General features: G+C 46.7%; 16 protein-coding genes. 3 read left to right on the top strand and 13 right to left on the bottom strand.

Annotation, left to right across the window (positions count from 1 at the left end; translation table 11 throughout):
- Positions 1–320 precede the first annotated feature (320 nt).
- Entirely contained in the window at positions 321–1,274 is a 954-nt protein-coding gene (corA, locus tag THEAE_RS0103615) for a magnesium/cobalt transporter CorA (RefSeq protein WP_028986550.1), read from the top strand.
- Positions 1,275–1,367: 93 nt separating this feature from the next.
- On the top strand, positions 1,368–1,649 hold the full coding sequence (locus THEAE_RS0103610; protein ID WP_028986549.1) for a TFIIB-type zinc ribbon-containing protein: 282 nt from the start codon (positions 1,368–1,370) through the stop codon (positions 1,647–1,649).
- Positions 1,650–1,709: 60 nt separating this feature from the next.
- On the opposite strand, the gene THEAE_RS0103605 is transcribed toward THEAE_RS0103610, so the two are convergent.
- The 10 genes from THEAE_RS0103605 to modA all read right to left on the bottom strand — a co-directional run bounded on the left by THEAE_RS0103605 (position 1,710) and on the right by modA (position 10,589).
- Positions 1,710–1,934 carry an alpha/beta-type small acid-soluble spore protein gene (locus tag THEAE_RS0103605; protein WP_425426418.1) on the bottom strand — a complete coding sequence of 75 codons (225 nt, stop codon included), beginning with the start codon at positions 1,932–1,934 and terminating at the stop codon, positions 1,710–1,712.
- Between the two features lie 64 nt (positions 1,935–1,998).
- Positions 1,999–3,711 (bottom strand): phosphoenolpyruvate--protein phosphotransferase, encoded by a 1,713-nt coding sequence (gene ptsP, locus THEAE_RS0103600; RefSeq protein ID WP_028986547.1) that lies wholly within the window; start codon positions 3,709–3,711, stop codon positions 1,999–2,001.
- On the bottom strand, positions 3,711–3,974 hold the full coding sequence (locus tag THEAE_RS0103595) for an HPr family phosphocarrier protein (RefSeq protein ID WP_028986546.1): 264 nt from the start codon (positions 3,972–3,974) through the stop codon (positions 3,711–3,713). The genes ptsP and THEAE_RS0103595 overlap by 1 nt, the downstream gene beginning before the upstream one ends.
- A gap of 236 nt (positions 3,975–4,210) precedes the next feature.
- Positions 4,211–5,467 (bottom strand): PTS ascorbate transporter subunit IIC, encoded by a 1,257-nt coding sequence (locus THEAE_RS0103590; RefSeq protein ID WP_028986545.1) that lies wholly within the window; start codon positions 5,465–5,467, stop codon positions 4,211–4,213.
- Positions 5,468–5,479: 12 nt separating this feature from the next.
- Positions 5,480–5,746 (bottom strand): PTS sugar transporter subunit IIB, encoded by a 267-nt coding sequence (locus tag THEAE_RS0103585; protein ID WP_028986544.1) that lies wholly within the window; start codon positions 5,744–5,746, stop codon positions 5,480–5,482.
- 63 nt (positions 5,747–5,809) lie between these two features.
- A complete protein-coding gene (locus tag THEAE_RS19870; protein ID WP_005582898.1) occupies positions 5,810–6,247 on the bottom strand; it encodes a PTS sugar transporter subunit IIA in 438 nt (145 codons plus the stop codon).
- Positions 6,248–6,278: 31 nt separating this feature from the next.
- Positions 6,279–8,219 carry a BglG family transcription antiterminator gene (locus THEAE_RS0103575; protein ID WP_028986543.1) on the bottom strand — a complete coding sequence of 647 codons (1,941 nt, stop codon included), beginning with the start codon at positions 8,217–8,219 and terminating at the stop codon, positions 6,279–6,281.
- A 207-nt stretch (positions 8,220–8,426) separates the two neighbouring features.
- On the bottom strand, positions 8,427–9,083 hold the full coding sequence (locus tag THEAE_RS0103565) for an ATP-binding cassette domain-containing protein (RefSeq protein WP_028986542.1): 657 nt from the start codon (positions 9,081–9,083) through the stop codon (positions 8,427–8,429).
- Complete coding sequence (gene modB / locus THEAE_RS19865; protein WP_425426381.1) at positions 9,061–9,681, bottom strand: molybdate ABC transporter permease subunit; 621 nt, start codon at positions 9,679–9,681, stop codon at positions 9,061–9,063. Before modB ends, THEAE_RS0103565 begins: the two co-directional genes overlap by 23 nt.
- Positions 9,682–9,770: 89 nt before the next feature.
- Positions 9,771–10,589, bottom strand: coding sequence for a molybdate ABC transporter substrate-binding protein (gene modA, locus THEAE_RS0103555; protein WP_052329735.1), 819 nt, complete (start codon positions 10,587–10,589; stop codon positions 9,771–9,773).
- 165 nt (positions 10,590–10,754) lie between these two features.
- Here modA and THEAE_RS0103550 point away from each other — a divergent pair, with 165 nt between their 5' ends.
- A complete protein-coding gene (locus THEAE_RS0103550; RefSeq protein ID WP_028986540.1) occupies positions 10,755–11,828 on the top strand; it encodes a substrate-binding domain-containing protein in 1,074 nt (357 codons plus the stop codon).
- Positions 11,829–11,832: 4 nt separating this feature from the next.
- On the opposite strand, the gene THEAE_RS0103545 is transcribed toward THEAE_RS0103550, so the two are convergent.
- The 3 genes from THEAE_RS0103545 to THEAE_RS0103535 form a co-directional block, all read right to left on the bottom strand.
- Positions 11,833–12,858, bottom strand: coding sequence for a LacI family DNA-binding transcriptional regulator (locus THEAE_RS0103545; protein WP_005587307.1), 1,026 nt, complete (start codon positions 12,856–12,858; stop codon positions 11,833–11,835).
- Between the two features lie 114 nt (positions 12,859–12,972).
- On the bottom strand, positions 12,973–13,506 hold the full coding sequence (locus THEAE_RS0103540) for a chromate transporter (RefSeq protein WP_005587306.1): 534 nt from the start codon (positions 13,504–13,506) through the stop codon (positions 12,973–12,975).
- Positions 13,503–14,081 (bottom strand): chromate transporter, encoded by a 579-nt coding sequence (locus THEAE_RS0103535; protein WP_005587305.1) that lies wholly within the window; start codon positions 14,079–14,081, stop codon positions 13,503–13,505. Before THEAE_RS0103535 ends, THEAE_RS0103540 begins: the two co-directional genes overlap by 4 nt.
- Between the last annotated feature and the right edge of the window lie 161 nt (positions 14,082–14,242).

The raw sequence follows: 14,242 nt of genomic DNA, 5'->3' as shown, positions 1-14,242 counted from the left end.
CGAAACGTCGTTTCTTTTTTCATCCTCATTATACCTTCTTTTTTTCGATTCGTCACTACCTTTATGACAATTTCGTGAAAAAAACTTCTGTTTCCTAAGGGATACGCCCAACCGTTTCGGGAGGATTCTAACCTTCCTCATTCGGCAAGCTCCGCGATCATTTCTCTCCTCCATTTTCTGATTTCTTCAAATGAAAATCCCTTTTCCTGAAACGGTTTCCCCTGTATACTCCATTTTTCCATGCCGTCTGGAACCAGATGTGCTCGATGTAACAAAAAATGGTATGATTACCTTGTCAACTCCCCTAATGAGGTGATTCGATGATCTGGATTTTTGCCGTAAAAAAAGACGGGACATATCTGGTGAAGAAAGACCTTACCCTGTCCTCCCCTGAGCGAGATGAGCTGATCTGGTACTGGGTTGATTTCGATGCTCCCACGGAGGAGGAGACGCGCCTTCTTCGGGATTTCTTTCACTTTCATCCCCTTGCCATCGAGGATTGCATTAACCGCCTGCAAAGGCCGAAACTCGACCATTATGGGGAGACTCACTTCTTCGTCCTTCATGCCTTGCAAGAAAAAAACTTAATTCCGGAGGAGCTTAATCTTTTTTTAGGAACAGATTATCTGGTAACCTATCACCATCATCCTCTTCCCCCGATCGGTGAAACCAGGGGCAAACTGAAGGAAAGGGAGGATTTAAAGGAAAAAAGCCCTTTATTCGTCGCCTATCTCCTCATCGATAAACTGGTGGATCATTATTTCCCCGTTCTCGAAGAAGTAGAACGGCGATTGGATAATGTGGATGACTCCCCCAGGGATTCCCGCTCCATTCAAAATACCCTCGATTACATCTATTCTCTTCGCGCCGATCTCCTGCAGATCCGGCGTACCATCGTGCCGATGAGGGATCTCCTCTACCGAATCGTAAATTCCTCCAGATTAACCCAAGAATACCATCCTTATTTTCTCGATATTTACGATCACCTGACAAAACTCTCCGACATGGTGGAGGAATATCGGGAAATGACCGCAGACCTCAGGGACAGCACGCTCTCCCTATACTCTTTCCGTATGAACACCATCATGAAAACCTTGACCGTGATTACCACCATCTTTATGCCCCTTACGTTCATCGCAGGGATCTACGGCATGAATTTTCATTATATGCCTGAGTTATCCTGGAGATACGGCTATTTCGTGGTTTTAGGGGCTATGAGTCTCATCACCTTCGGTATGCTCTTTCTCTTTTATAAAAAAGGTTGGTTCAGATAGTTCCTTCTGATATAATACAGTCTGGGGCACGTTTCATCAAGTGAAAGGTGTTTATCGCCGCTGATCCTTTAACAAAAAGGAGGAGAGATTCTCGTGAAATGTCCAGTTTGTGAAACAACGGATCTTCTGATGGCTGAACGGCAAGGAGTGGAAATCGATTACTGTCCGAAATGCAGGGGAGTTTGGCTTGACCGGGGTGAATTGGATAAGATCATCGAACGATCCCGGACGATCTCCCGCGATGTTGAGGAGATAGACTTTGATCCCAAATATGGCGAAGCAAAACGGTATCCAACCTATGGAGGGGAGTACGGATACCCGAAAAAGCATAAAAAGAAAAAATCTTTCCTGGAGGACTTTTTTGATTTTGATTAAGTCCTTATGATGAAAAAGGGGGTGGCCAAATTCCCTGGCCATCCCCTGGAGGCTTGCGGTTCATTGGGGTGAAGAGTTCCTCCCCATCTCCTTTTCGGCGATGGAAATCATCTTCTTCACCATATTCCCACCAATCTTCCCTACTTCCCGAGTGGTCATATTGCCCCACCCTTTCTCCTCAATCTCATCATCGAGGCCTAATTCCTTAGCCGTCTCCATTTTCAGTCGATCGAGGGCAGACTCTGCTTCGGGAACGAGCAGGCGGTTTCTCGCCAATTTGCCCACCTCCATCCCTTAGCATGCCCATTCTCCTCCATCATACCACTTCCACTTTTAGGGGAATCCGATGCTACACTCCCGCCGCTCTTACCAGATCCTTAACCTTTTCCTGCGTCTCCTGTTCAAGCGCCTGCTCGGCTAAGGTTTTCATCTCGGAATAAGAAAGGGACCCCACTTTTTGGCGTGCCGTTAAAATGGAGGAAGAACTCATGCTAAACTCATCCAATCCCAACCCCAAAAGAATTGGGATTGCGATCGGGTCTCCCGCCATCTCACCGCACATCCCCGCCCATTTTCCTTCCTTGTGCGCCGCATCAATCACCATCTTTACAAGGCGAAGAATCGCCGGATGGTAGGGTTGATAAAGATAGGAAACCCGTTCATTCATGCGGTCGGCGGCCATGGTGTATTGGATCAGGTCATTTGTACCGATGGAAAAGAAATCAACTTCCTTGGCCAGGATGTCGGCGATCACGGCGCTGGCCGGTGTCTCCACCATAATTCCCACTTCAAGATCCGAAGAGAACGGAATCTTCTGCTCACGGAATTCCTCCACGATTTCATGCAGAATCCGCTTGGCTTCACGGACCTCAGAAAGAGTGGTCACCATGGGAAACATGATCTTTACCCGGCCATAGGCGCTGGCCCGAAGAATAGCCCGGAGTTGTGTTTTAAAAAGTTCGGTCCGGTCTAAACAGAGGCGAATCGCCCGATAGCCTAAAAAAGGATTCATCTCTTTCGGCATATCGAGGTATGGGATTTCCTTATCGCCGCCGATATCGAGGGTACGGATGATCACCGGCTTCCCCTTCATTTTTTCAACCACCTCTTTATAGGCGGCAAACTGCTCCTCTTCGGTGGGGAAAGTGTCCCGATCCATATAGAGGAACTCCGTGCGAAAGAGTCCAATTCCCTCGGCTCCGTTCCTGAGCGCCCCTTCTACATCCTTTGGTGTGCCGATATTGGCCGCAATTTCCACTTGGTGGCCATCCCGGGTTATGGTGGGTTGATCCACCAGTTTTTTTAATCCTTCCTTTTCTTGCAGGTATCTCTCCCGCTTTTCTTCAAATCGTGCCACCGTTTCAGGATCGGGATTTAGATGGATTTCTCCTTCCAATCCATCGACGATGAGCAGGTCGCCATTCCTCACCTCTCCCAGGATCTCACCGATTCCGACGACGGCAGGAATCTCCAACGAGCGCGCCATGATGGCGGAGTGGGAGGTTCGCCCCCCGATCTCCGTAACGAATCCTAATGTCAACTTCCGATCCAGTTGGGCCGTATCGGAAGGGGTTAGATCGTGGGCGACGAGTATCGAGGGCGTTTGTTCATGAATCTGCCTCCGATTTGTTCCGGTAAGATAAGCCAGAACCCGATTTTTCACGTCCTTCAAATCGGCGGCTCTCTCCCGCATATATTCGTCCTCCATCTCGGAAAAAAGAGAGATGTATTGTTCCGTCACCTGTTCAATGGCATATTCCCCGTTTATCGATTCTTCGCGGATGCGGTTTTCCACTTCCGACGTCCAGACCGGATCTTGAAGGAGCATCTGATGGGCTTGGAAAATCGATGCCTTTTCTTCACCTAACTCTTTTAAGGTCTTCTGATAAATCTCTTCTAGATCCGTCACCGCTTTCGTGATCGCCTGCTTGAAGCGTTCGATTTCGTCTTCCGGGGAGAGGATCTCCCTTTTTTCCACCTTCAACTCTTGGCGTTCCAATCGGGCGGCTCTCCCGATGGCGATTCCCGGGGAAGCGGCAATGCCGTGGAATACTCGCGACATTACCTCTTCTCCCCGTTCATTAAGTATTTTTCCAATTTCTCTATCGCTTCCGCCTCATCCGGACCGTTTACCCGAAGTGTCACTTGATCCCCTTTAGAGACGCCCAAGGCCATAACTCCCATGATGCTCTTTGCATTCATTTCTTTCTTGTCCTTTATTAAGGTCACATCGCTTTTGACGGATGCGCATAACTTGACAAATTCCGTGGCAGGTCTAGCATGTAATCCATGTTCCAATTCAACCTTTACTTTTCGTTCCAGCACGTTTACTCTCCCCCTACCAATGAAAAATTTCTTTCATTTTAGATATTCTCCCTTTGGGAAATTCCATGCGTCTTAACAACGCAACATTTCCACGCCGAAAGAACTTCTCTTCTATAGTAAAACAAACTTCATCAAAAAACAACGATTCATTGTTGAGGATTCCTCAATCATTCGTTACATAAATTCACCACTTTCAATCGATAAGCACTCTTAAGGGTTTAATCGGGGGAAACTACCTAAAAGAGCTTAATCAAATAACCGAGCAAAATGCCGATGATACCAAAATCTGAGTCTCCAAAGGTCGTCCCTTCAAATCCCAGTGAACCCAGAACAGGGAGGAGAAAAGCAGGTAGGAAGGAAATTAAAATCCCATTTGCAAATGCACCCAGAATCGCCCCCCGACGCCCTCCTGTTGCATTCCCGAACACGCCCGCGGTGGCCCCTGTGAAAAAGTGAGGGACTAGTCCTGGAACGATAATTTTTAACCCGAAGACGGGAAGAATAAACATCGATAAAACCCCCGCAACAAAACTGGAGAGGAAACCGACAATTACGGCATTCGGAGCAAATGGGAAGACGGTCGGTACGTCAAGCGCCGGTTTTGCATTCTTGACAAATTTATCGGCAATTCCTTTAAAGGCAGGAACAATCTCCGCAATCAGTAACCGAACACCAGCTAAAATAATGTAGACGCCTGCAGCAAACGTGATCGCCTGCATCAGTGAAAAGACGAGAAAATTCGTGCCGCCGCTTAATTCAGACTGTATATAAGCCGGACCAGCCAATCCCGCTACGATAACAAATAAAATCGTCATTGTCAGGGATACGGCCACTGAAGTATCACGAAGAAAACTTAACGATTTAGGAACTTTTATATCCTCTGTCGAGTACGCTTTGTTCCCCAAAGAACTTCCTACAACCGCTGCGGTAAAGTACCCTATGGAGCCAAAATGACCTACCGCAATATCATCAGAGCCAGTAATTTTTCTCACAAACGGTTGAAGGATTGCAGGCGATAACACCATGAGCGATCCAAGAATCAATGAACCAATAATGACAAGCGGTACGCCCTTCAACCCTCCCGTAGCAAAAACCGCTGAGATCAGGCTGGCCATAAACAACGTATGATGTCCGGTTAAGAAAATATATTTAAATGGAGTAAGCCGTGCCAATAAAATATTGACTAACATACCAAAAACCATGATTAAAGCCGTTTCGGTCCCAAAGGTTGTTTGGGCAATCGCAACAATGGCTTCATTATTTGGAATAACTCCCTGGATTGAGAAGGCTTTCTCAAACATTTTCCCGAAAACATTCAAAGATCCGATAATAATGTTGGCCCCTCCGCCGAGGATCACAAAACCCATGATCGTTTTGAGCGTACCTGAAAGAATATCGGCCGAACTTTTCTTTTGGAGCAAAAGGCCCAGCAACGCGAATAAACCAACCAAAATTGCGGGTGTTCCTAAAATATCCTTCATGATCAAATCCATCGTTATTTCCCCCTAAAAATATTTTTGAAGTTTAGTTTTCAGCTCAGATTTATCGAGGATGTTCCTCAAACCGATCACGGTACGCTTTCCATCTTCCAAATTCGCAACAATATCTGCAGCGCCGATATAAATATCCGCCTTTTCAGACTTGCCTGTTGTCAGATCCGTGTGTGCGATTTCTGCGCTTATTCCCATTTCCGCAAGCACGTTTTTCACCATGATTTCCATCATAAAACTACTCCCCAGCCCATTCCCGCAAACAACCAACACCTTTTTCAATTCTTTCACTCCTTTCTTTCATCCCAATGCGATAGGGCACCCTTCACTGAGTAAAGTAATTTCTTAAAGAAACCCCAGTTGAGTTACTAACTCTTTCGATGTTTTACTGTTATAGATTCTCTCAGCGCTCGTAGGATCTGAAAATACCTGGGATATGATCTGCAATACGTGCAGATGTGAAATCTGATCGATCGCAGAAAACGCCAGAACCAACTTCACCGGATCGTTATCAGGATGTCCGAAATCAATTGGATTCTTTAACAAAGCGGCACTCAAACCCACCTTTAAAGCTCCATCCTGGGGACGGGCGTGGGCTAACGCCAAGCCAGGCGAAAGCACGATATAAGGCCCAAACTTCTCCACCGCATTGATCATGGCATCAACATACGTTTGTTTAACATCTCCAGCCTCAACCAACAGATTTCCCACGATTCGTATGGCCTCTCTCCAGTCGTTGGCAAAGGCTCCTACCCTTGCTTTTTCCACCGTTAAAACGCTCACCTACATTTCCTCCTAGTTTTAAAGCTCTAAATTATAAACAATTTAGAAAGATCTCTTCTTCATCGGATTTACGTAGACAATCCAATGTGTCCACATCCTCTATCAGATGGATGATCTCTTCAAACAATAACTGGGTTTTCTTCTGCTCTTCCAGTGTAATCGCCAACATGAGAACCAAGGAAACTTTCTCACGTCCCCAGAGGATAGGATGTGACAATTTGGCCAATGCAACCATAGGAGTAATAATCTCCATGGGTGAACCGTGAGGGATCGCTAAACCTCCTCCTATGGCCGTTGCAGAACTTCTTTCTCGCTCAAGAACACTTTTTAGGTATCTTGGAGAAACGGCGCCGATCGATTCTAATTGCTGAACAAGAAATCGAATCACCTCTTCAGGTGTGTCTGCCTGGACGCCAACTTTTATGATGCCTTGGAGCAAAAATTCCTTAAAAACAGGATATTTACCTACCCTTCTGTTTTCATTGAGCCCATTGACGATCCGATCAATCGCCTCATATTCCTTAGGAGAGAGTAAAGGAGAAACCTGAACGACAGGGACTTTCTGATCTTTTAAAGGCACCGTACTCACAATAAAATCCACTCTCTCTTTTTCCAACATTGGAGTGAGAGATGAGACGGAAATCGCATTCAAGATATCGATGCCAGGAAACGATTTTCTCAGCTTACTTATGAGCAGTTGGGCTGAACCGATTCCATGTGCACATACCACTAATGCCCTCTTTTTTGGTGATTCCACTTTTCTTCTCTCTAGAGAAGCTTGAAAATGAAGCACGATATATCCTACTTCATCTTCCGATATGGTTACTCCGGCCTCTTCCTCCATCTCCGGAATAGCCGCAAAAACAGCTTCAAAAATATAACGATAGGTCTGTTTTATCTCTTCTAGCATTGGATTAACGATAGGTAGTTTAAACTTCAACCGATGATAGGCTGTAAATAAATGGAGAGTGAGTCCGGATTGTAACATTTCGTCCTGCACAAATTGAATGTGGGTGAAACGTTCTACTTTTTCTATCAAAGCCTTTGAATACGAAGCAATTTGGGATGGAACCACTTTATTGAGCATATTCGCTGTATAAAAATCTTCGCTTAAATGCAATTTTGTTCCTAGTATTAAGCATGTGAGATAATCGATTTCTGACTTGGGAAATCGTATGGCATAATTCGTCGATAAAACATCAATCAGTTTTTGTGCAATCGGATAGACCCAATCGGAATTTAATGGAATTATGTCTCGTGAGCATAAATGAATTCTTTTTTGCTCTTTGACCCGTTTTACCATCAAATACGTTTCGATAGCCAAATTTTCGATTCCCACTTCGGCAAAGGGAATATGGAAATCTTTGCTAATATTGATTAAAATACGTTTGATAAATTGTATTTCATCGCGAATCGGACCGAACCATTTATAATGAACCGAACGATTGGGATTCGCTAATAACGATTCGATCACCTCATACATAGATCGCCTCCAATCTTTTTCATTTCCTTCAACCTTTATCCCATAGTTGGTTCTTTTGATCAGGCGTAAATCAAATTTATTCAGCCACTTGTCGATCTCCCGAAGATTATGATGAATTGTGCTTTTGCTCGTATAAAAACGATCGGCTAATTCCTGAAGCGTGTAAATTCTCTCTTCGAAAAGCAATAAATAGAGAAGATAAACCTTTCTTCCATCTGCATCCATCGCCTGAAAATCGGAGTTTCGAAGTTCTGTCATAAGCCGATCTTTATTCTCTTCGGGAATTTTCAGAAGAATGCCTCTATTGGGCTTTTTAATGAATTCTGATCCTGGTATCTTTCGAAACAGCGATTCCAATGCTTTAAGGTCATTCCTCACCGTCTTTTCGGAAACGTTAAGCTTCTCGGCGAAAAAGGCCACCGGATAAAATTCCTCCGTCCGCAACAGGAGATCTAACAATTTCCTTTTCCGATTGTCTTGGTATATCATCCCCTTTCCCCCTCAATCATAAAAAATGAAAGCGCCTTCTTAGCATTTAGTATACCGGTTTATTCTTCTGAATTATCCATTCTTTTTCCGTATCAATCCGGTAATTACCAAGCAATAGGCGTACATAATTTCCATGAAACTGATCAAGTTAAGCATCGCCATAGAATAATTCCCCTCATTGAGACGGTCCTATTGCAAATCATTCCGCTACTCGGCATAACTTGCTCCTCGTATATCCCTCACTTTCCCCTGTTCCATATACATTAGACGCTTTCCCAGCTTTTTCGCCTCCTCCATATCATGGGTGACCAAGAGGATGGGAATTCTCCGGAGTGCATGAAGACGTAACAGCTCATCATGGCACTCTTCCTTTGTCTTTCGATCCAATGCCGAAAAAGGTTCATCCAGAAGGAGGAGCTTGGAATCGGCGGCCAAAGCCCGGACGAGGGCTACCCTCTGTTTTTCACCGCCGGACAGTTGATGGGGATACTTGTGGATCAAATGGACGATCCCCGTCACTTCGAGGAGCTGGCGAATCTGTGGAGCCTCTATCTTTTTTTCTCCCTTTACGCCATACAGGATATTCCTTTCTACGGTCATGTGGGGAAAGAGGGCATAATCCTGGAAGAGAACGCCCACCTTCCTTTTACGTATGGGAAGAGGGGGACGGCCCTCAGAGAAATATACGAGATCATCCAGGCGAATCTCCCCGCCGTCCGGCGTAAGAATTCCTGCGATCAAGTGGAGCAGCGTCGTCTTTCCTGAACCGGAAGGTCCGAAAAGAACGGTAATCTCTTTCTCCAACTGAAAGGAGGCTTCCAGCAGAAAGTCTCCCCGCCGCTTATGAACCTGAACGATAAGCACGTTTCTCTTCCTCCCTCACCGCAGCGAAGCGTCGCATCTTCTTTTTAGTCCAAAGCTCTAGCCCCAAAATGGAACCGAGGGCAAGGAGAATCATAATGAAAACCCATACGCCCGCCTCCCCCATCTCTCCATTGGTGGCTAGGAAATAGATGGCGATCGGCATCGTATCCGTCTTTCCAGGGATATACCCGGCAATCATCAGCGTAGCTCCAAATTCCCCCAAGGCCCTGGTAAACGATAGGATCAATCCGGAGAGCAGGCCCGGCCATGCGAGGGGCAAGGAGATGCTCCAAAATACCCTCCATTCGGAAGCCCCCAAGGTTCGGGCGGCGTTTTCCAGCTGGGAATCAACCGTTTCAAACCCTGCCAATGCGCTCTGGTACATGAGCGGAAACGCCACTACGATGGATGCAAGAACGGCGCCAATCCAAGTAAAAACGATCTGGATTTGAAAGGAACTCCACAACCATCCACCAATCCAACCATTCTTCCCAAAGAGGAAAAGAAGGAGAAAACCCACCACGGTGGGCGGCAGAACGAGGGGTAGCAAGAGGAGGGAGTGAAGGAACTCCTTCCCCCGGAAAACCCGGATCGCCATGCCACATCCTCGCCACCAATAATCCGGCAAAGAAATTAAAAAGCGTGGCAAGGCCTGCTACTTTTAAGGAAAGGAGAAGGGGCGATAGGTTACTTAAACCCATACGTTTCTACCACCTTCTTCCCTTCCCCGCTCAGGAGAAATTGGTAAAAATCCCGGGCTTCCTTCTCATGCATGCTCTCTTTTATGATGGCAATCGGATAGGAGATGGGCTTATGCCACTCCGGTTTTGCAGCGTCGAGAACCACCACATCTTTTGAGATGAGGGCATCCGTGCGAAAAACCATGCCGTAATCCACATTCCCCATCTCCACATAGGCCAAGACCTGACGGACATCCTTGCCGTATACCATTTTGCCTTGCAAATCGGCCCATTTCCCTAAGGACATAAGGACTTCCTGGGCGTAAGCGCCGGCGGGAACCGTCTTCGGCTCCCCGATGGCGAATTGCTTTACATCGGACGGATTCAACTGCTCAAGGACAGTCTTCCGGCCTTTCTTTGGCGCGATCAGCACCAATTCATTCTTCACATATTCCTTCTTCGTCCCCTCCATGAGCAACCCCTTATTCTCCACTTGATCCATAAATTTCTCCGAGGCTGAGATGAAAAGATCGGCCGGGGCTCCTTGCTCCAGCTGCTGCGCCAAGGTCCCTGAGGAACCAAAAACATAGGTGATCTCCGTTCCAGGGTGATTTCTTTCATACATCTCCTTCATTTCATTTAAGGCGTCGGTGAGGGAGGCGGCAGCCAAGACCATCAGCTCCATCTTCTGTTCCGACTTCATCGTTTGATTATCCTCTTTTTCCCTGGCAGGTGAATCCCCCGTTTGGTTTGCGAATCCCCCGCCACATGCCGATGTCATCAATAGTAAAAGGAGAAGAAGAACTCCTCCGATGATTCTCTTCATCGTGTTCATCCTTTCAAGCAATACTTTTATATTATCATAAATTATAATTAAAGATATGTATATAAAAAATGATACGTTTCTGTACTTGATACAAGTTATATTTAATGATATATTGATACAATTAGTTATATCATGGAGAATCAAAAAAGGCGTGAGGTGAAGTGGATGTCCGGAGAGAATCTCTCATACACAACGGAAGAAGTGGCGAAACTCCTAAAAGTATCCAAGCTAACGGTATATCACCTCATAAAAAAAGGAATGCTCCCCGCCTACCGGATTGGGAGGCAAATGCGAATCGAAGCGAAGGATTTGGAGGCTTTTAAAGAGAGAAGAAAAAACGAAGGGGGGAAAGGAAGGGAGAGAGAGGAGTTCCCTATACCCAAAGAGAAAGGAAATGATGAGGATAAAGAAGGGGTTCAGATGGAGCGGGATTCGTCCCGGGATCACAGAAAAGCATTCAGGCTGCATGAGCTCTCGGGAGATCGCAGAAATGGGCCCGGACTCGAAGAAGAAACAGGCGGGCTTCTCAAAACGGATCAGGTGGTGATCAGCGGGCAGGATTTAAGCCTCGATCTCTTAGCCCGTTACATCGAGAAGGAGTGCCCTCCCTATCGGTCCTTACGTTCCTACTCCGGCAGTTTAAACAGCTTAATGTCCATGTTTGCCCGTGAAGCCGATATTGTGAGCACTCATCTTTATGACGGTGAAACAGATGAGTATAACCTCCCTTATATTAAGCGAATACTAACGGGCTATGAGTACATCGTCATCCATCTCGTCCAGCGGCAGATCGGTTTTTACGTGAAAAAAGGAAATCCGAAGGGGATCACCGGTTGGGAAGATCTACGCAGGAAAGAGGTAAAACTGGTAAACCGGGAGAAAGGCTCAGGAGCCCGGGTCTTTCTCGATGAGAACCTGCGCCTGCACGGCATCCCTAAACGGGAAGTGCGAGGGTATCATTGGGAAGAAACGAGTCATCTAAGCGTCGCCGGCGCCGTGGCGGCAGGAAATGCCGACGTAGGCGTAGGCATCGAACAGACCAGTTTTCTCTTTCCCGTTGATTTCATCCCCCTTAGGCTGGAACGGTATGACCTCGTCCTGCTAAAAAAAGAAGAGAACCGAAAACTCCTGGATGGAATCCGAAGAATCCTGGCCTCTCCTTCCTTCCGGCAGGAATTGGAGGCCATGGGGAGTTTCGATCTCTCCTTGACTGGAAGATGCCTTTATGAAACGGATTAACCTCTTACAAACTCTTCTCATCCACCTCAAATTGGGTGGATGATTCCCTCACGATCAGTTCGGTAGGCAAAATATGAGGTCCATGGAATTTTTTCCCTTCTAATTGGCGGATCAAAACCTCCACCGCCATCTTTCCCATCTCAAAATGAGGAACATGAACCGTCGTCAGAGAGGGATCGGAGAATTGGGCAATTTGGGAGTTATCATATCCGACGATCGCCACCTCCAATCCCGGGAAGACCCCATGTTGTTTTAACCCCTGCATGAAGCCGATCGCCATGCGGTCATTGGCCGCAAAGACCGCGGTTGGTCTTGGATCTAATTGAACGAAGAGATCGGCAAAGCGAAGGCCGCTCGTCCGGCTAAAATCCCCTTGAAAATATAGGAGCTCCCGGAGATTCCATTCCTCCCTCGCCTGTTCCACTCCTTTCCTCCTGTAGATGCTGTCCATGTAGGAATCAGGCCCGTTAAGGAAAGCGATACGTCGGTGACCGAGGCGGACCAAATGCCTCATCGCCTCATAACTCCCCCGTTGATGATCAGCCAGAATCGAATACTGGGGGACCATTTCCAGCATATTACTGATCAGAACAAATGGAAGATCAAGTCGGTACAGATCGGTCAATGCTTCTTGTTCTTCCGTCCGGGTTCCGAGCAAAATCGTCCCGTCTACTTTTTTATTCATATAATATCTTCTGTAATCCATATCTTGGTGTAAATGGCGATGAAAAAGTACGAGGTCATATCCATGTTCCTGGGCCACTTCACCGATTCCGCTGATAATCTCGGAAAAATAATCATGGGAAAAAATATGAACTTTAGGGACATAGGGAACAACGACACCAATATTCATGCTTCGCCTGCGGGCTACACTTTGGGCTAAGGCATTCGGAGTATAGCCTAATTCTTCAGCCACTCGCAACACCTTCTCCTTTGTCTCCTTTTTTACGGAAGGATGATTGGTAAAGACTCGGGAGACGGTCGCTTCCGAAACGCCGGCCCGCTTCGCCACCTCTTTTCTCGTAATCATGTTAACTCCCCCTACCCTCTTCCAAACCATTCATGTACACGCGTTCAATATCGGCTCTATTATTTCATATTCCATGTATCTTGTCAATCACTTTCTGAAAATGAAACCCCCATTTTACAAAAAAGAAGTAAGCGCCCCATACCCCATCGCCAAGAGGATCATGAGAGCAGGATGAAGTTTCTTCCTCTCCATCAAATAGAAAGATAGGAGAACCAAAACGCCCGTATGAAGGATCCCCAGTTCGCCCACAGAAGCGGCGAGAAATTGGTAGGTTAATGCTCCGAGGAGTACGGTCACCACAGGGCGGATGGACTCCGTCATCGCCTTTACCTGGGGGGCATCCTTAAAATAGGTGACCGCTTTAAAAAGGAGGACCATAGCGACGGCACTCGGAGCGATGGTGGCAAATAAAGCCACAACCGCTCCCAAAAGCCCTCCCACTTGATAACCGAAATAGGCGGCCAACTTCGTATTGATCGGGCTGGGCAGAGCATTCCCCACGGCCAGGACCTCTCCGAACTCTTTAACCGTCGCCCAGCGGTAGTGATTGACCACCTCGTTTTGGATCAGGGGGATGCTGGGCGGACCTCCCCCATACCCTAATAGATTGGCGATGAAAAATGCCCAAAAAAGTTGAAAGTAGATCATTCTTCTCCCCCTTCCTTAGCCCGGCGACCCTTCCGAACCAGCCATGTGGTGTAAAGGAAAGAGGATAAAAGGAGAACGGCAATCAGAATGCCCGGGTGAATCCCAAGCACAGGAATGAGAAGAATGGATAAAAACAAAAGAAAGAAAACACTCCCTTTGTTTCCCGTCTCCTTCCAACTCTTGATAAAAAATTGGTAGGTGAGAACCCCCATCATCACGGCGATCACCGGTTGGATCGCGGAAATGGTACGCTGGAAAAAAGAATTTTCCTGCATACGGTATAGAAGCGTCAAAAGAAGGATCATAAGGATGGCGATGGGCATGCTTACGGCAAGGATCGCGATCACCGATCCGATCCATCCTTTTACCTTATATCCTATGTAGGCAGCCATCTTGGTGGCGATCGGGCCAGGCAGGGTATTCCCCAAGGCCAACGAGTCGGCAAATTCCTCGTCGCTGAGCCATTTTTGTTTCTTTACACATTCCGCATGAAAGAGGGGGATCATGGAAGGGCCTCCCCCGTAGCCAAAGATCCCGATACGAAGAAAAGATAAAAAGATGTTCCAGTAAATCATGGAGTACTCCTTTTCTGCGGCATCTTTCGGTCGATCGTAACCTGTTCTTTCTCCTCTTTATCCTTTATTCCATCTTACTCCCAATTTCCCCTTAAATCCAGCCGGCAAATTTCCGATGCTTGAAAAAGGCCAACGTTCCTTCACACAGTGGTTCAGATCGT

Origin of the sequence: Thermicanus aegyptius DSM 12793 (assembly GCF_000510645.1) — a bacterium.
In the GTDB taxonomy this organism is placed as follows: domain Bacteria; phylum Bacillota; class Bacilli; order Thermicanales; family Thermicanaceae; genus Thermicanus; species Thermicanus aegyptius.
The sequence above is the reverse complement of the archived record's forward strand: the minus strand, read 5'-3'. Positions and strand labels throughout refer to the sequence as shown.